This window comes from Streptomyces sp. NPDC035033 (assembly GCF_040636735.1).
GTDB lineage: Bacteria > Actinomycetota > Actinomycetes > Streptomycetales > Streptomycetaceae > Streptomyces.
Window position 1 is genome coordinate 20,027 of the sequence record NZ_JBEZUZ010000044.1, and the last position, 16,910, is coordinate 36,936.

The window sequence follows — 16,910 nt, forward strand, 5'->3', positions numbered from 1 at the left end:
CTTTCTGACGATCCATCAGCTATTGACAGGGCGCGGTGCGTCCAACAATCTGACGACACGTCAGAAACTCACGAGGACGGTGACTTCCGTGGAATTCGGGATCTTCGTACAGGGATACGTCGGCAAGCGCGCCGAGACCGATCCCGAAGCCGAGCACAAGGCCCTCATGGAGGAGACCGAGTACGTCATCCAGGCCGACAAGTCGAACTTCAAGTACGCCTGGGCCTCCGAGCACCACTTCCTGGAGGAGTACTCGCACCTCTCGGCCAACGACGTCTACCTGGGCTACCTCGCCCACGCCACCGAGCGCATCCACCTCGGCTCCGGCATCTTCAACCCGCTCGCCCCGGTCAACCACCCGGTGAAGGTCGCGGAGAAGGTCGCCATGCTCGACCACCTCTCCGCCGGCCGCTTCGAGTTCGGCTCCGGCCGCGGCGCCGGCTCCCACGAGATCCTCGGCTTCTTCCCGGGCATCACCGACATGAACCACACCAAGGAACTCTGGGAGGAGACCATCGCCGAGTTCCCCAAGATGTGGCTCCAGGACGAGTACCAGGGCTTCCAGGGAAAGCACTGGTCCCTCCCGCCCCGCAAGGTCCTCCCCAAGCCGTACGGCGCCTCCCACCCCGCCATGTGGTACGCCGCCGGCTCCCCGTCCTCCTACGCCATGGCCGGGAGGATGGGCCTCGGCGTCCTCGGCTTCAGCGTCCAGAAGGTCTCCGACATGGAGTGGGTCGTCGAGTCCTACAAGAACGCGATCAAGGAGGCCAGGGCGGTCGGCGACTTCGTCAACGACAACGTCATGGTCACCTCCACCGCGATCTGCGCGGAGACCCACGAGAAGGCCGTCGAGATCGCCGTCGGCGGCGGCCTCAACTACCTCCAGTCGCTGCTCTTCCGCTACCACGACACCTTCCCCCGCCCCGAGGGCGTCCCCGAGTGGCCCGAGCTGCTCCCCGAGTACTCGGCCGAGATCATCGAACTCCTCATCGCCGAGGAGCTGATGATCTGCGGCGACCCGTCCGAGGTCCTCGCCCAGTGCCGCCGCTGGGAGCGGGCCGGCGCCGACCAGCTCTCCTTCGGCCTCCCGATCGGGATCTCCTACGAGGACACGATGAACACGATCAAGCTGATCGGCGAGCACGTGATCCCCGAGATCGACACGGACCCCGTCCACCGCACCACCCGCTTCCGCCAGGCCGCGGGCGCGTAGCGCCGCTGCCCGCAACGGGCACAGAAGCGCGAGGCGCCGGCTTCCCGGGCCGGTGTCTCGTCATCCGCCCCGGCCGGCGGCCGTTCCGCGGCGGCTCCGGCCGGGGCACACGCGTGGCCCTGGACAGAAAGGGACGTCATGCTCGACCACCTCATCAAGGGCGCCACCGTCGTGGACGGCACCGGCGCCCCCGCCCGCGTCGCCGACGTCGGCATCCGCGACGGCCGCATCGTGTTCCCGCCCCCCGGCGCGGACGCCCGCACCACCGAGGACGCCACCGGCCTCGTCCTCGCCCCCGGCTTCGTCGACCCGCACACCCACTACGACGCCCAGCTCTTCTGGGACCCGTACGCCACCCCCTCCATGAACCACGGCGTCACCACCGTCGCCGGCGGCAACTGCGGCTTCACCCTCGCCCCGCTCCACCCGGACCGGCCCGAGGACGCCGACTACACCCGCCGCATGATGTCCAAGGTCGAGGGCATGGCCCTCAAGGCCCTGGAGGAGGGCGTCGACTGGAGCTGGTCCTCCTTCGGCGAGTACCTGGACGCCCTGGAGGGGCGGATCGCCGTCAACGCCGGCTTCATGGTCGGCCACTGCGCCCTGCGCCGGTACGTGATGGGCGCCGACGCCGTCGGCGGGCAGCCCACCCCCGAGCAGCTGGAGCGGATGACCGCCCTCCTCAAGGAGGCCATGGAGGCCGGCGCCTGGGGGCTGTCCACCACGCAGTCCGCCACCCACTCCGACGGCGACGGCGCCCCCGTCGCCTCCCGGCACGCGACCCCCGGGGAACTGATCGCCCTGTGCAGGGCCGTCGGCGAGCACGAGGGCACCCAGATCGAGGCGATCCTCGCCGGCTGCCTCGACCAGTTCTCCGACGCCGAGATCGACCTCTTCGTCGAGATGTCGGCGGCGGCCGGACGGCCGCTGAACTGGAACGTCCTCACCATCGACGCCGCCGTCCCCGAGCGCGTCCCCCGCCAGCTCACCGCCTCCGAGCGGGCCCGGAAGTCCGGCGGCCGGATCGTCGCCCTCACCATGCCGATCCTCACCCCCATGAACATGTCGCTCGGCACCTTCTGCGCCCTCAACCTCATCCCCGGCTGGGGCGAGGTCCTGGGCCTCCCCGTCCCCGAGCGGATCGCGAAGCTCCGCGACCCGGACGTACGGGCCGGGATGCTGCGCCGCGCCGACTCCAAGGAGGCCGGCGTCTTCCGCCGCCTCGCGGACTTCGGCCGGTACGTCATCGGCGACACCTACAGCCGCGAGAACGAGGGCCTCACCGGCCGGGTCGTGCGGGACATCGCCGCCGAACGCGGCCAGGACCCCTTCCAGTGCCTCGTCGAGATCTGCGCCAACGACGACCTGCGGACCGTCCTGTGGCCGATGCCCACCGACAACGACCCGGCCTCCTGGGCGCTGCGCGCCGAGACCTGGCAGCACGAGGACGTCCTGCTCGGCGGCTCCGACGCCGGCGCCCACCTGGACCGCATGTGCGGGGCCCCGTACACCACCCGCTTCCTCGGCGACTGCCTGCGCGGCCGGAAGCTGGTGCCGCTGGAACGGGCGGTGCGGATGCTCAGCGACGACCCGGCCCGGCTCTTCGGCCTGCGCGAGCGCGGCCGGATCGCCGAGGGGTACCACGCCGACCTGGTCCTCTTCGACCCGGAGCGGATCGACGCGGGACCGGCGACCCTCGTCCACGACCTGCCCGGCGACAGCCCGCGCCTGGACTCCCGGGCGGTCGGGATCGTCTCCGTCCGCGTCAACGGCGTGGAGACGGTCCGGGACGACGGGGTGACCGGGGCGGTCCCCGGGCGCGTCCTGCGCTCGGGCCGCGACACGAGGACGGTGAGCACCCGGTGACGATCAGCGAGCGGCTGTACATCGGCGGGGAGTGGACCGAGCCCGACGGCGGCCACTACGAGGTGATCGACCCGGCCACCGAGGAGGTCGTGGGGTTCGCCCCCGAGGCGTCCCGGGCCCAGGCGCACGAGGCGGCCGCCGCCGCCCGCGACGCCTTCGGCGCCTGGTCCCGCACGAAGCCCGAGGAGCGGGCCGCGATCCTCGACCGGGCCGCGACGATCATGGCCAGGGGCGCCGAGGCGCACACCGCCCTCGCCCGCGCCGAGACCGGCGCCACCACCGCCACCGCCCGCTCCCTGCAGGTCGCCGTCGGCGCCTCCCGCTTCCGGCGGTACGCCCGCGGCGCCCTGGAGCCGGTCGAGGAGGCCCTGCCGCCGCAGATCAACGAGGCCGGGCCGATGGGGCGGGCCGGGGTCTTCGGGGCGGTCGCGGTGCGCCGCCCGGTCGGCGTCGTCACCTGCGTCACCTCGTACAACAACCCCTGGGCCAACCCGGCCGGCAAGATCGCCCCGGCGCTCGCCATGGGCAACACGGTCGTGGTGAAGCCCGCCCCGCAGGACCCGCTGTCGGTCTTCGCGATGGTCCGCGCCCTGGAGGAGGCGGGCGTCCCCGCCGGGGTGGTCAACCTGGTCACCGGCTCCGCGCCCGCCGTCGGCGAGGCGGCCGTCGACTCCCCGGACGTCGACATGGTCTCCTTCACCGGCTCCACCGCCGTCGGCCAGGCCATCGGCGAGGTCTGCGGCCGGTCGATGAAGCGGCAGCTGATGGAGCTCGGCGGGAAGGGGGCGGCGCTCGTCCTCGACGACGCCGACCTGGACTCCGCCGTCCTGGGCATCGGGACGACCTTCTCCTTCTACAGCGGGCAGATCTGCACCGCCCCGACGCGGGTCCTCGCCCAGCGGGGCGTGTACGGGCGGCTGGTGGAGAAGCTGGCCGCGTACGCCGGCCGGCTGAAGGTGGGCGACCCGGCCGCGCGGGACACGGTCGTCGGCCCGGTGATCTCGGCGGCCCACCGCGACCGGGTGGAGGCGTACGTCGAGCTCGGCCGGAAGGAGGGGGCGCGGGTCGTCGCGGGCGGCGAGCGCCCGGACCTCGCGAAGGGCTTCTACGTGGCGCCCACGCTGCTCGCCGACTGCACGAACGGGATGCGGGTGGTGCGGGAGGAGATCTTCGGCCCGGTCGTCGTGGTCGTCCCCTTCGACGACGAGGAGGAGGGGATCGCGCTGGCCAACGACAGCGACTACGGCCTGATCGACTACGTGTGGTCCGGGGACGTGGCCCGCGCCTTCCGGATCGCGGCCCGGCTGCGGGCCGGCGGGGTCGGGATCAACACCGTCGGCCGGAACATGGAGGCGCCCTTCGGCGGCTTCAAGAAGAGCGGGGTGGGACGGGACGTGGGTTCCTACGCCCTCCATGCCTACAGCGAGACGCAGGCGGTGGTCTGGCCCGGCTGACCGGCTGGTACAAAAGGCCGGAACCCAGTCCTCCCAAGGGTTCCGGCCCCCTCGGGGACGGCCGGGAAAATTCCCGGGGAAAATTTAGAAACGGACATTTCGGGCTTAGCTGCGGTTCCCGCATATCGGACGCCCGGCGGCCGACCTGCCAGTTGGTCGGTCGTGCCGGGTCGTCGATCTTTCAATCATTGGCGAGTGTCCCGGTCTGGCCTCTCAATGCAAGGCGATGATCGATCGTATGAGCGGAGCCCGATCCTCCGGATAAGGAAACCGCAGCACTTAACGTCCTGTTCATGACTCAGGTGGAAGCACGGCCCCAGGCCGGAGACACGGTAAGGGGCGTCACCGCCCCGGGCGACACGCAGGACATGCGCAAGAAGGGCCTCGGCGGCAACTCCGTCGGCCTCCTCGGCAACGCCGTCATCGGCATCTCCACCGTCGCCCCGGTGTACTGCCTGACCTCGACCCTCGGCTCCACCGCCGGCGAGGTCGGCCTCCAGATGCCCGCCGTCTTCCTCGCGGGCTTCCTCCCGATGCTCCTCGTCGCCTTCGCGTACCGGGAGCTCAACAAGGCCATGCCGGACTGCGGCACCTCCTTCACCTGGACCGTGAAGGCCTTCGGCCCCAAGATCGGCTGGATGTGCGGCTGGGGCCTGGTGATCGCCACGATCATCGTCCTCTCCAACCTGGCCGGCGTCGCCACCTCGTACTTCTGGCTCCTCGCGGGCGAGATCACCGGCAGCGAGTCGATCGCCGCCCTGGACGGCAACAAGGCCGTCCACATCGTCACCTGCCTCGCCCTCATCGCGATCGCCACCGCGATCAGCTACCGCGGCATGACGGCCACCAAGGGCGTCCAGTACGCCCTCGTCGGCCTCCAGCTCGTCGTCCTCGCCGTCTTCGTCGCCCTGGCCCTCTCCAAGGCCGGCTCCTTCGAGACCTCGGTCGACTTCTCCTGGTCCTGGATGAACCCCTTCGCGGTCGAGTCCTTCGCCGCCTTCACCGCCGGCATCTCCCTCTCGATCTTCATGTACTGGGGCTGGGACGCCTGCATGGCGACCAACGAGGAGACCACCGGCAGCGAGAAGACCCCCGGCCGCGCCGCGCTCATCGCGATGGTCGTCCTGGTCGGCTCCTACCTCGCCACCGGCATCGCCGCGCAGATGGCCGTCGGCTCCGGCGACCAGGGCCTCGGCCTCGCCAACCCGGAGACCTCCGACAACGTCTTCGCCGCCCTCGCCGGCCCGGTCATGGGCCCGGTCCTCGGCGTCCTCCTCTTCGTCGCCGTCCTGGCCTCCGCCGCCGCGAGCCTCCAGACCACCTTCATCCCGGTCGCCCGCACCGTCCTCGCCATGTCGACGTACGAGGCCCTGCCGAAGTCCTTCACCAAGGTCCACCCGGTCTTCAAGACCCCCGGCAAGGCCACCGTCGTCGCGGGCGTCGCCACCGGCGCCTTCTACACCGTGATGACCCTGGTCAGCGAGCACGTCCTGGTCGACACCATCTACGCGCTCGGCCTCATGATCTGCTTCTACTACGGCATCACGGCCTTCGCCTGCGTCTGGTACTTCCGCGCCGAGCTCTTCCGCTCCTTCCGCGACTTCGCCTTCAAGGCCCTCATGCCCGCCCTCGGCGGCCTGATGCTCACGGCGGTCTTCGGCAAGACGCTCTACGACATGTGGGACCCGGCCTACGGCTCCGGCTCCGCCGTCTTCGGCGTCGGCTCCGTCTTCGTCATCGCCGTCGGCCTCCTCGTCCTCGGCGGGGTCATCATGCTGGTCATGCAGCGCCGCAGCCCCGCCTTCTTCCGCGGCGAGGTCCTCACGAAGGAGACCCCCTCCCTGGTGGTCGCCGACTGACCCGTCCGATCCGGACACACACCTGAGTCATCCAGAAACGCGAAGACGGCGGTCCCGTGGGGGGTACCGCCGTCTTCGTCCGTTCTCCGGGCCGGTGCCGCCCGGGCAGCGGCGTCAGTGCCGTCCGGGCAGCAGCTTCTCCACCGCCGCGTTGGCGGCCGGCATGTCGGCGGCCTGAGCGGGCTTCGCCTTCGGCGTCAGGACGCCGCTCAGGGGGACGACCGACGGCAGGTTCAGGCCGCCCGTGTCGGCGGCGGCGGTGCCGGCGGAGGCGAGGCCGCCGGCGGCGGCGAAGGCGGTCAGGGCGGCTGCGGTGAGGATCCTCTTCATGCCCGCTCCAACGCGCCCCGCGCGCGGTCGGTTACGAAGCAGCCGGAGCCTCCGGAGCCTCCGGAGCCTCCGGCGCCTCCGCGATGAGGGCGGTGGCGACCGTGCGGAAGCCGAGGCGGGCGTAGAGGCGCTCCACGTCCGCGTCCGAGGCCGTCAGGAAGACCACCTCCGTCCCGGCCGCGCGGGCCTCCGCGACCAGCGCGGCCGTCACCGCGAGGCCCAGGCCCCGGCGGCGGGCCTCCGGGCGGGTGCCGACCCCGACGACCTCCGCGACGCCGCCGACGGGCTGGACCTGGCCGCCCGCCAGCGCCTCCCCGTCCGCCGCGTCGAAGGCGGCGGCGAGGACGGTCAGGCCGGCGGCGATCCGGGCGGCGATCCGGGGCGCCTCACCGGGGCCGGGCGCGGCGCCGAAGGCCGCGTACGGGGCGGCGACGGCCGCCGGCAGCTCCGGGTCGTCCGCGCCGACCGTCCGTACGACGGCCCCCGCCGGCTCCGGTACGGCGAGCGGCTCGCCGTCCAGCACCATCAGCGGGTGCTCGTGCACCACGAGCCCGCTCGCCTCCACGGCGGCCCGCAGCCCCGGCGCCGTCTCCGCCACCCACTCGAACGCCTCCGGCAGCCCCAGCTCCCGCTGCCGCGCCCGCACCTTCTCCACGTCCTCCACCGACACCGGCCCGGGGTGCCCGAGCGCGGGCCGCGCGTAGAAGGGCCACCCGTCGGCGCCCTCCCGCACGAAGAAGGTCAGCGGACCGAAGTCCTCGGCGCGGGCGGAGGAGCGGGGCACGGCGTCGTAGTACGCCTCGATTCGATTCAGCACGCGGGCCATCCAAGCAGTCCGGCTACGGGAGCACCGGCGGATTTCCCCGCGTCCAGGCGACGCGCGGGTCGGCCCGGGAGAGCCGCCGGCCCCCGGCGGTGCGGACGAACTCGTTCTCCGCCCGCCCGCCGGAGACGAACAGGCCGCCGTCGCCCGCGAGGACGTGGACGGAGAGCTGGTCGCCGCGCAGGGTGGCGCGGTCGCCGTCCACGTCGACCAGGTAGTCCGAGCCGACGTGGACGGTCCGGTCGAAGAGCCCCATCGCCCCGCGCACGTTCGCGGCGACGGCCTCCCGGCCGCGCACGTCCCCGGCGGGGGTGGAGGCGGTCGCGTCCTCGGTGAAGAAGGCGGCCGCCCAGGTCCCGTCGAAGGCGCCGCGGTCGTCGAGGGAGCGGAGGCAGCCGTCGAAGAGCCGGACGACGGCGGCGGTGGCGGCGGCGATGCGGGCGGCGGCGGTGTCCATGGTCGCGTCCGTGGCGGTGTCCGTGGTGGTGCCCGTGGTCGTGGTCATGGAGGAAGCCTCCGACCTCGACCGAGGTCGAGGTCGGAGGGGTGCGGAGAGACGGCTCCGGCCCCGCGGACCGGCCCCGCCGACGCGCGGCCGCCGGCCGTGCCGCACCCCTCGGAATCCGGCGCCGCAGCCCCTACCGTGCCGTCATGCGGATCTCGACCACGATCTTCCTGACCGACGAGACCATCTCCCCCGTGCGGCTCGCCCGCGAGCTGGAGGCGCGCGGCTTCGCCGGCCTGTACCTGCCCGAGCACACCCACCTCCCCGTCTCCCGGGAGACCGAGCACCCGGCGGGCGGCGAGGCCGCCCGGGAGTACGGGCGGACCCTGGACCCCTACGTGGCCCTCGCCCAGGCCGCGGCCGTCACCGAACGCCTCGCGCTCGGCACCGGCATCACGCTCCTCGCCCAGCACGACCCGATCGCGCTCGCCAAGCGGATCGCCACCCTCGACCACCTCTCCGGCGGCCGCTTCACCCTCGGCCTCGGCTACGGCTGGAACCGCGAGGAGGCCGCCGACCACAACGTCGCCTGGGCCGCCCGCCGGGACCTCGTGCACGACCGGCTCGCCCTGATGAGGGCCCTGTGGGCGCCGGAACCCACCGCGTACGAGGGCGCCCACGGCTTCTCCGTCCGCGCCTCCGAGGCGTGGCCCAAGCCGGCCGGCGGGGCGCCCCGGATCCTGCTCGGCGGCGCGGCGGGCCCGAAGCTCTTCGCGGCCGTCGCCGCGCACGCCGACGGCTGGCTGCCGATCGGCGGCCGCGGCCTCACCGAGAACCTGCCCGTGCTGCGGCGCGCCTGGGAGGAGGCGGGCCGCGACCCGGAGGCCCTCCGGGTCGTCCCGTACGCCGTCCTCCCCACCCCCGGCAAACTCGCCCACTACGCCGACCTCGGCTGCCAGGAGACCGTCCTCCAGCTCCCCCCGTCCGACGAGACCGAGGTCCTGCGCACCCTGGACGCGTACGCGCGTCACCTGCCCTGACGGCCGCGCGGCACGCCTTCGCCGCGGGGCGGCCCCGATCGGACCCGGCGGGAGCGCGGGGGCGCCCCCGGCGGGCGGGTCCGCCGCCCCGTCGACGGGGAGCGCCGGACGGTGTCCTCCGCGGCCGCCTCCCCCCGGCACCCGGAGCACACCGGGCGACGGCCGACCTGACACGTGCGGGGCCCGCCGCCGGGAGCCGCTCGTATGCTCGGTGCATGACGGACCACCAGGCTGACCACCAGGCTGACCAGCGGACCGGGCGGGAGAGCGGCCCGCAGGCCGCGCCCCCGACGAGGAACGCGATGCGACGGGCGCTGAGGCGGGCGCGGGACGGGGTCGCGCTCGACGTCGGCGAGGCCGCCGTGCTGCTGCGGGCGCGGGGCGAGGACCTGACGGAACTGGTGGCCGTCGCGGGCCGGGTGCGGGACGCCGGGCTCGAAGCCGCCGGACGGCCGGGGGTGATCACGTACTCGAAGAGCGTGTTCATACCGCTGACCCGGCTCTGCCGGGACAAGTGCCACTACTGCACCTTCGTCACCGTGCCGGGCAAGCTCCGGCGCGACGGCCACGGCATGTTCCTGTCGCCGGACGAGGTCCTCGACATCGCCCGGCGGGGCGCCGAACTCGGCTGCAAGGAAGCGCTGATCACGCTCGGCGACAAGCCGGAGGAGCGGTGGCCCGAGGCGCGGGAGTGGCTGGACGCGCACGGGTACGACGACACCCTCGCCTACGTGCGGGCGATGTCGGTGCGGATCCTGGAGGAGACCGGGCTCCTGCCGCACCTGAACCCGGGCGTGCTGTCCTGGACGGACTTCCAGCGGCTCAAGCCGGTCGCGCCGTCGATGGGCATGATGCTGGAGACGACCGCGACCCGCCTGTGGTCCGAGCCCGGCGGCCCGCACCACGGCTCGCCGGACAAGGAACCGGCCGTGCGGCTGCGGGTGCTGGAGGACGCGGGGCGGTCGTCGGTGCCGTTCACCTCCGGGCTGCTCCTCGGCATCGGGGAGACGTACGAGGAGCGGGCCGAGTCGCTGTTCGCGCTGCGCCGCGTGGCGCGGGCGTACCACGGCATCCAGGAACTGATCATCCAGAACTTCCGGGCCAAGCCGGACACGGCGATGCGCTCGATGCCCGACGCCGAACTGGACGACCTGGTCGCGGCCGTGGCCGTCGCCCGGCTCATCATGGGACCGTCCGCCTGCCTCCAGGCCCCGCCGAACCTGGTGGACGCCGAGTACGAGCGGCTGATCGCCGCCGGCATCGACGACTGGGGCGGGGTCTCCCCGCTCACCATCGACCACGTGAACCCGGAACGGCCCTGGCCCCGCATCGACGAACTCGCCCAGCGCTCCGCAGCCGCCGGCTTCGAGCTGCGCGAACGGCTCTGCGTCTACCCGGAGTTCGTCCAGCGCGGCGAGCCCTGGCTGGACCCGCGGATCGTCCCGCACGTGCGGGCGCTCGCCGACCCGGAGACGGGCCTGGCGAACCCGGACGCCGTGGTGCGCGGCCTGCCCTGGCAGGAGCCCGACGAGGCGTTCACCGCCGCCGGCCGCACCGACCTGCACACCGCCATCGACACCGAGGGCCGCACGGGCGACCGGCGGGCCGACTTCGACGAGGTGTACGGCGACTGGGAGGCGCTGCGGGAGGCCGCCGCCCCCGGCATGGCGCCCGAGCGGATCGACGCCGACGTGCGGGAGGCGCTGGCCGTCGCCGCCGACGACCCGACGAGGCTCACCGACCCGCAGGCCCTGGCGCTCCTGCACGCCGAGGGCCCGGCGCTCGACGCCCTGTGCGCGGTCGCCGACGACGTGCGGAAGTCGGTGGTCGGCGACGAGGTGACGTACATCGTCACCCGGAACATCAACTTCACCAACGTCTGCTACACCGGCTGCCGCTTCTGCGCCTTCGCCCAGCGGCGCACCGACGCCGACGCGTACACCCTCTCCCTCGACCAGGTCGCCGACCGCGCCCAGCAGGCGTGGGACGTCGGCGCGGTCGAGGTGTGCATGCAGGGCGGCATCCACCCCGACCTGCCCGGCACCGCCTACTTCGACATCGCCCGAGCCGTGAAGGAACGCGTCCCCGGCCTGCACGTCCACGCCTTCTCGCCGATGGAGGTGGTCAACGGCGCCACCCGCACCGGCCTGTCGATCCGCGAGTGGCTGACGGCGGCGAAGGAGGCCGGGCTCGACTCGATCCCCGGCACGGCCGCCGAGATCCTCGACGACGAGGTCCGCTGGGTGCTGACGAAGGGCAAGCTGCCCACCGCCACCTGGATCGAGGTGATCACCACCGCGCACGAGCTGGGCATCCGCTCGTCCTCGACCATGATGTACGGACACGTCGACCAGCCCCGGCACTGGCTCGGCCACCTCCGCACCCTCGCCGGGATCCAGCAGCGGACCGGCGGTTTCACGGAGTTCGTGACCCTTCCCTTCATCCACACCAACGCGCCCGTCTACCTCGCCGGCATCGCCCGCCCCGGACCGACGGTCCGCGACAACCGCGCGGTGACCGCGATGGCGCGCCTCCTCCTCCACCCCCACATCCCGAACATCCAGACCAGTTGGGTGAAGCTGGGCACGGAGGGCGCGGCGGAGATGCTGCGCTCGGGCGCGAACGACCTCGGCGGGACGCTGATGGAGGAGACCATCTCCCGGATGGCCGGGTCGAGTTACGGCTCGTACCGCTCCATCCGCGACCTGGAGGCCATCGCGGAGGCGGCCGGCCGCCCCTCCCGCCCCCGCACCACCCTCTACGGCGAGGTCCCGGAGGAGCGCCGGGCGGCGGCCCGGGCGTCGGACGGGCACCTGCCGGAGCTGCTGCCGGTGATCGAGGGCTGAGCGGAGGAGGCGTGCGGCGGGCCGCTCCGGCCCGCCGCCGGGCTTGGGCGAACTGCGGTCAAAAGCGGCCTGAAGGGCGTCCGATCACATAAGGCAACGGCCCCCGATCGAACGCACCCGGTCGATTACAGTGCTGCGGAGACCGGTGAGAGAACGGGACCTCGGACGGGGGAGGGCACGTCGTGACCACCACTGCCGCGGCCGTGTGGGGCCGCACCGAACAGCAGGACTTCCGTTCCCGCGTCCGCGGCTGTCTGCTCGGCGCCGCCGTCGGCGACGCCTTCGGCGCGGGCGCGCACGAGCGGACCCTGGAGGAGCTCCGCGCGGCGCACGGCGAGGCGGGCCTGACGGAGCCCCCGGACGGCACCCTGCCCGTCACCGCCGCCACCCAGATGAGCCTTTTCACCGTCGACGGCCTCATCCGCGCCCACGTCCGCCGCGACGCGGGCGTCTGGCACCCGCCCACCGACGTCCACCGCGCCTATCTGCGCTGGGCGGCCACCCAGCGCGACTGGGGCCCCGACGAGCGGCGCCGCGACAACGGCTGGCTCGGCCGCCAGGAGTGGCTGTACGCCCGCCGCCGGCCGGCCCGCGCCTGCCTCACCGGCCTCGGCGACGAGCGACTCGGCACCCTGGAACGGCCCAAGAACCCCGACGCCGGCGACGCGGGCGCGCTCGTCCGCTCCGCCGCCCTCGGCCTGCTCGTCGGCTGGGAGCCGCAGCTCGTCTGCCAGCTGGCCGTCGAGTGCGCCGCCCAGACGCACGGCGCCCCCGCAGCCACCCTCGCCGCCGGCGCGCTCGCCGTCACCGTCCACGGCGTCGCCCGCGGCGCCTCCGTCGAGGCGGCGGCCGGTACGGCCCTGGGCCTGCTGGCCGCCCGCCCCGGCCACGAGCCGGTCGCGGAGGCGCTGACCCGCGCCCTCGGAGCCGTCCGCGAGGGCGTCCCCGACGCGGCCCGGGTGACGGCGCTCGGGGCGGCCGAGGACCGCGCGGAGAGCCAGCTGGCGGCCGCCGTCTACTGCGCCCTCGTCGGCGAGGACGTCCGCCACGGGCTCCGCCTCGCCGTCAACCACGACGGCCCCTCGGCGGTCACCGCCGCCGTGACCGGCGCGCTCCTCGGCGCCCAGCACGGCGAGACGGCCCTTCCGCCGGCGTGGCTGGCGGCGGTGGAGGGGCGCGCGACGCTCCTGGAGCTGGCCGACGACTTCGCCATGGAGCTCACCCAGTCCGCCGCCCTCCACACCCCCACCTGGCACACCCGCTACCCCACCCCCTGACCCCACCGCTCCGTTGTGGCCCGCGCCCGGCGGGGCTGGTTGCGGTGCCGCCGCGCCGTTTCGTTGTGGGCAGGCGTTCCGCAAGGGGCGGAACGGGTGGGCACAACGGAACGGCACCCTCTGCGGGTGCCTCCGCACCAGGGCCTGAACCCGCACCCGTACGGCGCCGTACAAGGGGTGCGGGCCCAGGCCCGGAAAGCCTTGGCCCGGCAGGGGGCGCCGTCCCTGTGCCCACCCGTCCCGCCCTGCGGGACGATTGCCCACAGGGACGGGGGCGCAGCCCAGCCAGGGACGCCGGGCGCAGCCCACAGGGGCGCCGGGCGCAGCCCACACGGGGGACGCCAGGCGCAGCCCGCACCGGGGGACGGCGGGCGCAGCCCACACGGGGACGGGGGCGCGGCCCGCGCCGGGGCGCCGCCCCGCAGGGTCAGCGCATGAGTTCGCCCGCATTGACCAGGAGGGACTGGCCGGTGATCGCGCGGGCACGCGCAGAGGCGAGAAAGACGACCGCGTCGGCGACATCCGCGTCCGACGCCAGCTCCGGCAGCGCCATCCGCGAGGCGAGCCGCCCGAGGACCTCCTCCTCCGCCACCCCCTCCGCCCGCGCCGTGAGGCGGACGAACGCCTCGACCGGCGGCCCCCACATCCACCCCGGCAGCACCGTGTTGACCCGGATCCGGTCGGGCCCCAGCTCCCGCGCCAGCGAGTACATCGCGGAGGTCAGCGCCCCTTTGGACGCGGCGTACGCGGCCTGCCGCACCTGCGTCGGCGCGGCGACCGCCGACTGCGTGCCGATGAAGACGACCGACCCGCCGCCCGCCGCCCGCAGCGCCGGCAGGCACGCTCGCGTCATCCGCAGCGTGCCGAGCAGGTTGACGTCGAGGACCCCCTGCCAGGTCGCGAAGTCCGCGTCCGCGAGCCCGCCGAAGTACGCGTCCCACGCGGCGACGTGCACGACCGCGTCGATCGCGCCGAACCGTTCGACGGCGAGCGCGGCCAGCGCCGCGCACTGCGCCTCGTCGGTGACGTCGGTGGCGAGGTGGGCGGTGCGGCCGCCCGCCGGGTCGATCGCGGCGGCCGACGCGACGAGGTTGGCCCCGGTGCGGGCGCCGAGGACCGCGTTGCCGCCGTCCCGCACCACCGCCTCCGCGACCCGGTGACCGAGCCCGGTCCCGACGCCCGACACGACGACCGTCTTCCCCTGGAGCAGCATCCGGGTGCCTCCCGCCTCTGGCCAGTCATCTGACGGTCCGTCAGAGTAGGTGCCCCGAGCCGCGCAGGGAAGAGAGAGGGGAGACGGCGATGAGCGACGCCGAGGGGGCCGACCGGTACGGGGAACTGGCCGCGACCGGGCCGTACGGGGTCCGCCCCGGCCACGCCCTGATCACCATGGTCGAGCCGCACCCGGGCCACGAGTACGCGTACAACCGCTGGTACGAGGACGACCACTACTACGCCGGCGCGATGGCGATGCCCTGGATGTACGCGGGCCGCCGCTGGGTCGCCACCCGCGACCTCCAGGAGCTCCGGACCCCCGAGAAGTCCGCCGTCGCGCAGCCGGTCACCGCCGGCTGCTACCTCTCCACGTACTGGATCACCGACGGCCGCTACGACGAGCACATGAAGTGGACCGTCGCCATCAACAAGCGCCTCAACCGGGACGCCCGGGTCTACCACGACCGCACCCACGTCTTCACGTCCTTCCAGGACCACGAGACGACCGTGTACCGGGACGGGGCGGCCGGTCCGCGCGACTTCCACGCCCTCGACCACCCCTACGCGGGCCTGGTCCTCCAGGTCGTGGACTGCGCGGGCCCCGAGGAGCGCGCGGCCCTCCTCGAACGGCTCGCCTCCCGCGACCTCCCGCGCCGGCTCGCCGGTTCGCCGGCGGCGATGGTGACCGTCTTCCGTCCGACGCCGCTGCCCGGCGACCGCATGACGTACGTGAAGCAGGTGGAGGGCGTCGACACCCGGCTCACCCTGCTCTGGTTCCTGGAGCGGGACCCCCGCGACTGCTGGCCGGAGCACTTCGCGGACCTCGACGGCCTCGCGGACGGGGCGGGACGGGTGGAACTGGTGGCCCCGTTCATCCCCACCGTCCCGGGCACGGACCGGTACGTGGACCGGCTGAGGTGACGGACTTCCGGGCCCGGCCCGGGAGCGGGGACCTGCCCCGCCCCGGACCCGGGCCCGGACGCGAGCGGGCCCTCTCGGCCAGGACGGCGGACCGGACGAGAGGGCGCTCCAGCGGTGGTGCGGGTGGTGCGTGCGGTTCTGCCGGCCTCAGAGGGCCCCGTTGCTCACCTGGCCGACGAAGGCGTTCCACGAACCCGGTCCGAAAGAGAGGGACGGACCCTCGGGGGCCTTGGAGTCGCGGACGGCGATGGAGGCGACGACCGGGGACTTCACCTCGACGCAGGCGCCGTTGCCGCCGGAGTAGGAGGACTTGGTCCAGTTGTCGGTCGCACCCTGGATGATGGCCATGTTGTGCTCAACTCCGGTTCTGCCCAAAGGGCGTTAGGGTCGATGCCGGCGTTACCTCCACCGGCCTGATCGACGCTACTCGCCGGTCCCGGGCGACGGGACCGGCGTTCACACGACCGGGTGGCATATTCCAACTGGGCTTCCGTCGAGCCGAGTCGGCGGTGTACCGTACCTGACCCCTGTGGTTCAGACCTGTCCGAACCGCCCCGTCCGCCGGAACCGTCAGTCCTGCGCGTACTTCTTCGCGATGTCGGACACGAACTCCCGCGTCTGCTCCACGCCCAGCGCCTGCGCCCGCAGGTGCTCGTACATGTAGCTGTACTTCGACACGTCCGGCCCCTTCTCCAGGTACGGGTCGCTCGTCACGCCCTCGATGTAGACGACGCTGGAGTCGGAGGTGTCCGGGAACTCCAGGATCGAGTACTGGCCGCTGATGCCCGGGTGCGCACCCGTGTCGAAGGGCAGCACCTGCACGGTCACGTGCGGCAGGTGCGACTGCTCGACCAGGTGCTCCAACTGCTCGGCCATCACCTGCCGGTTGCCGACGACCCGGCGCAGCGCGGCCTCGTCGATGACCGCCCACAGGCGCAGCGGACGCTCCTCGTCGCGGATCCGGTCCTGGCGGCGGGTGCGGACGGTGGCCCGCTTCTCGATGTCGGCCGGCGTCGACTCGGGGAGCGCGCCGGAGATGACGGCGGTGGCGTACGCGCGGGTCTGGAGCAGACCGGGGATGATCTGCGGTTCGTAGACGCGCAGGCTCTGCGCGTCGGTCTCCAGACCGATGTAGACGCTGTACGGGATGTCGCCGAAGGCGTGCCACCAGCCCTGCTGCCGCGAGTCCTTGGCCATCTGCATGAGGGAGTTGACCATCGCCTCGTCCTCGACCTCGTACACCCCGCACAGGTCGCGCACGTCGCGCTGGCTGATGGAGCGGCGGCCGTTCTCGAGGCGGCTGATCTTGGACTGGGAGACGAGGAGGCGCTCGGCGACCTGCTCGGCCGTCATGCCCTTGCCCTCGCGGAGCTTGCGCAGCTCCTGCCCCAATCGGCGTCGCCTGACGGTGGGGTTGACACTGGACGCCACGGAAACTGCACCTCCGGCTGCTGTCTGCGATGCGTAGCTGTGAGTATCTACTGCTTGGCAGACTGCCACCAAGGGCGTGGCGTGCGCTGGGAAACCGCGACAACGCGAACGGGCGCGGTGCGCGGGACGCGAACGGGACACGGGTGTGCGGGGCGCCCGGGGACGCCCCGCACACCTGGTGCGGCTCCCG

General features: G+C 73.4%; 14 protein-coding genes. 8 read left to right on the top strand and 6 right to left on the bottom strand.

Going from position 1 to position 16,910, the window contains the following annotated elements; genetic code table 11:
- The first annotated feature begins 88 nt into the window (after nucleotides 1-88).
- The 4 genes from AB0E83_RS19410 (at nucleotide 89) to AB0E83_RS19425 (ending at nucleotide 6,392) form a co-directional block, all read left to right on the top strand.
- Nucleotides 89-1,213 (top strand): LLM class flavin-dependent oxidoreductase, encoded by a 1,125-nt coding sequence (locus AB0E83_RS19410; protein WP_362112848.1) that lies wholly within the window; start codon nucleotides 89-91, stop codon nucleotides 1,211-1,213.
- Nucleotides 1,214-1,351: 138 nt separating this feature from the next.
- Nucleotides 1,352-3,079 carry a D-aminoacylase gene (locus AB0E83_RS19415; RefSeq protein ID WP_362112851.1) on the top strand — a complete coding sequence of 576 codons (1,728 nt, stop codon included), beginning with the start codon at nucleotides 1,352-1,354 and terminating at the stop codon, nucleotides 3,077-3,079.
- Nucleotides 3,076-4,533: an aldehyde dehydrogenase family protein gene (locus tag AB0E83_RS19420; protein ID WP_362112854.1), complete on the top strand. Its 1,458-nt coding sequence runs from the start codon at nucleotides 3,076-3,078 to the stop codon at nucleotides 4,531-4,533. The genes AB0E83_RS19415 and AB0E83_RS19420 overlap by 4 nt, the downstream gene beginning before the upstream one ends.
- Nucleotides 4,534-4,826: 293 nt before the next feature.
- On the top strand, nucleotides 4,827-6,392 hold the full coding sequence (locus tag AB0E83_RS19425; protein ID WP_362112856.1) for an APC family permease: 1,566 nt from the start codon (nucleotides 4,827-4,829) through the stop codon (nucleotides 6,390-6,392).
- Nucleotides 6,393-6,506: 114 nt separating this feature from the next.
- Here the strand turns inward: AB0E83_RS19425 and AB0E83_RS19430 are convergent, their stop codons facing one another.
- From AB0E83_RS19430 to AB0E83_RS19440, 3 genes are read right to left on the bottom strand one after another with little or no spacing between them, the layout of a single operon-like run.
- Nucleotides 6,507-6,722: a hypothetical protein gene (locus AB0E83_RS19430; RefSeq protein ID WP_362112859.1), complete on the bottom strand. Its 216-nt coding sequence runs from the start codon at nucleotides 6,720-6,722 to the stop codon at nucleotides 6,507-6,509.
- A 31-nt stretch (nucleotides 6,723-6,753) separates the two neighbouring features.
- A complete protein-coding gene (locus tag AB0E83_RS19435; RefSeq protein ID WP_362112862.1) occupies nucleotides 6,754-7,548 on the bottom strand; it encodes a GNAT family N-acetyltransferase in 795 nt (264 codons plus the stop codon).
- Nucleotides 7,549-7,561: 13 nt separating this feature from the next.
- On the bottom strand, nucleotides 7,562-8,050 hold the full coding sequence (locus AB0E83_RS19440; protein WP_362112865.1) for a nuclear transport factor 2 family protein: 489 nt from the start codon (nucleotides 8,048-8,050) through the stop codon (nucleotides 7,562-7,564).
- A 146-nt stretch (nucleotides 8,051-8,196) separates the two neighbouring features.
- Between AB0E83_RS19440 and AB0E83_RS19445 the strand changes: the two genes are divergently transcribed.
- The 3 genes from AB0E83_RS19445 to AB0E83_RS19455 all read left to right on the top strand — a co-directional run bounded on the left by AB0E83_RS19445 (nucleotide 8,197) and on the right by AB0E83_RS19455 (nucleotide 13,153).
- Nucleotides 8,197-9,030, top strand: coding sequence for a TIGR03619 family F420-dependent LLM class oxidoreductase (locus tag AB0E83_RS19445; protein ID WP_362112868.1), 834 nt, complete (start codon nucleotides 8,197-8,199; stop codon nucleotides 9,028-9,030).
- 215 nt (nucleotides 9,031-9,245) lie between these two features.
- Complete coding sequence (locus tag AB0E83_RS19450) at nucleotides 9,246-11,876, top strand: bifunctional FO biosynthesis protein CofGH (protein WP_362112870.1); 2,631 nt, start codon at nucleotides 9,246-9,248, stop codon at nucleotides 11,874-11,876.
- A 182-nt stretch (nucleotides 11,877-12,058) separates the two neighbouring features.
- Entirely contained in the window at nucleotides 12,059-13,153 is a 1,095-nt protein-coding gene (locus tag AB0E83_RS19455) for an ADP-ribosylglycohydrolase family protein (protein ID WP_362112873.1), read from the top strand.
- A gap of 427 nt (nucleotides 13,154-13,580) precedes the next feature.
- Here AB0E83_RS19455 and AB0E83_RS19460 read toward each other — a convergent pair whose 3' ends face one another.
- Complete coding sequence (locus AB0E83_RS19460; protein ID WP_362112876.1) at nucleotides 13,581-14,366, bottom strand: SDR family oxidoreductase; 786 nt, start codon at nucleotides 14,364-14,366, stop codon at nucleotides 13,581-13,583.
- 89 nt (nucleotides 14,367-14,455) lie between these two features.
- Between AB0E83_RS19460 and AB0E83_RS19465 the strand changes: the two genes are divergently transcribed.
- The gene (locus AB0E83_RS19465) at nucleotides 14,456-15,289 is read left to right on the top strand and encodes a hypothetical protein (RefSeq protein WP_362112879.1); all 834 of its coding nucleotides are present in this window, start codon (nucleotides 14,456-14,458) and stop codon (nucleotides 15,287-15,289) included.
- A 147-nt stretch (nucleotides 15,290-15,436) separates the two neighbouring features.
- Here AB0E83_RS19465 and AB0E83_RS19470 read toward each other — a convergent pair whose 3' ends face one another.
- Both AB0E83_RS19470 and AB0E83_RS19475 read right to left on the bottom strand, forming a co-directional pair.
- Entirely contained in the window at nucleotides 15,437-15,637 is a 201-nt protein-coding gene (locus AB0E83_RS19470) for a DUF397 domain-containing protein (protein ID WP_282693000.1), read from the bottom strand.
- A gap of 222 nt (nucleotides 15,638-15,859) precedes the next feature.
- The gene (locus tag AB0E83_RS19475; RefSeq protein ID WP_362112881.1) at nucleotides 15,860-16,720 is read right to left on the bottom strand and encodes a helix-turn-helix transcriptional regulator; all 861 of its coding nucleotides are present in this window, start codon (nucleotides 16,718-16,720) and stop codon (nucleotides 15,860-15,862) included.
- Between the last annotated feature and the right edge of the window lie 190 nt (nucleotides 16,721-16,910).

Coding starts and splice junctions, on each gene's coding strand:
- AB0E83_RS19415 (WP_362112851.1), top strand. CDS start 1,352: ATGCTCGACCACCTCATCAAGGGCGCCACCGTCGTGGACGGCACCGGC.
- AB0E83_RS19425 (WP_362112856.1), top strand. CDS start 4,827: ATGACTCAGGTGGAAGCACGGCCCCAGGCCGGAGACACGGTAAGGGGC.
- AB0E83_RS19430 (WP_362112859.1), bottom strand. CDS start 6,722: ATGAAGAGGATCCTCACCGCAGCCGCCCTGACCGCCTTCGCCGCCGCC.
- AB0E83_RS19435 (WP_362112862.1), bottom strand. CDS start 7,548: ATGGCCCGCGTGCTGAATCGAATCGAGGCGTACTACGACGCCGTGCCC.
- AB0E83_RS19440 (WP_362112865.1), bottom strand. CDS start 8,050: ATGACCACGACCACGGGCACCACCACGGACACCGCCACGGACGCGACC.
- AB0E83_RS19445 (WP_362112868.1), top strand. CDS start 8,197: ATGCGGATCTCGACCACGATCTTCCTGACCGACGAGACCATCTCCCCC.
- AB0E83_RS19450 (WP_362112870.1), top strand. CDS start 9,246: ATGACGGACCACCAGGCTGACCACCAGGCTGACCAGCGGACCGGGCGG.
- AB0E83_RS19460 (WP_362112876.1), bottom strand. CDS start 14,366: ATGCTGCTCCAGGGGAAGACGGTCGTCGTGTCGGGCGTCGGGACCGGG.
- AB0E83_RS19465 (WP_362112879.1), top strand. CDS start 14,456: ATGAGCGACGCCGAGGGGGCCGACCGGTACGGGGAACTGGCCGCGACC.
- AB0E83_RS19470 (WP_282693000.1), bottom strand. CDS start 15,637: ATGGCCATCATCCAGGGTGCGACCGACAACTGGACCAAGTCCTCCTAC.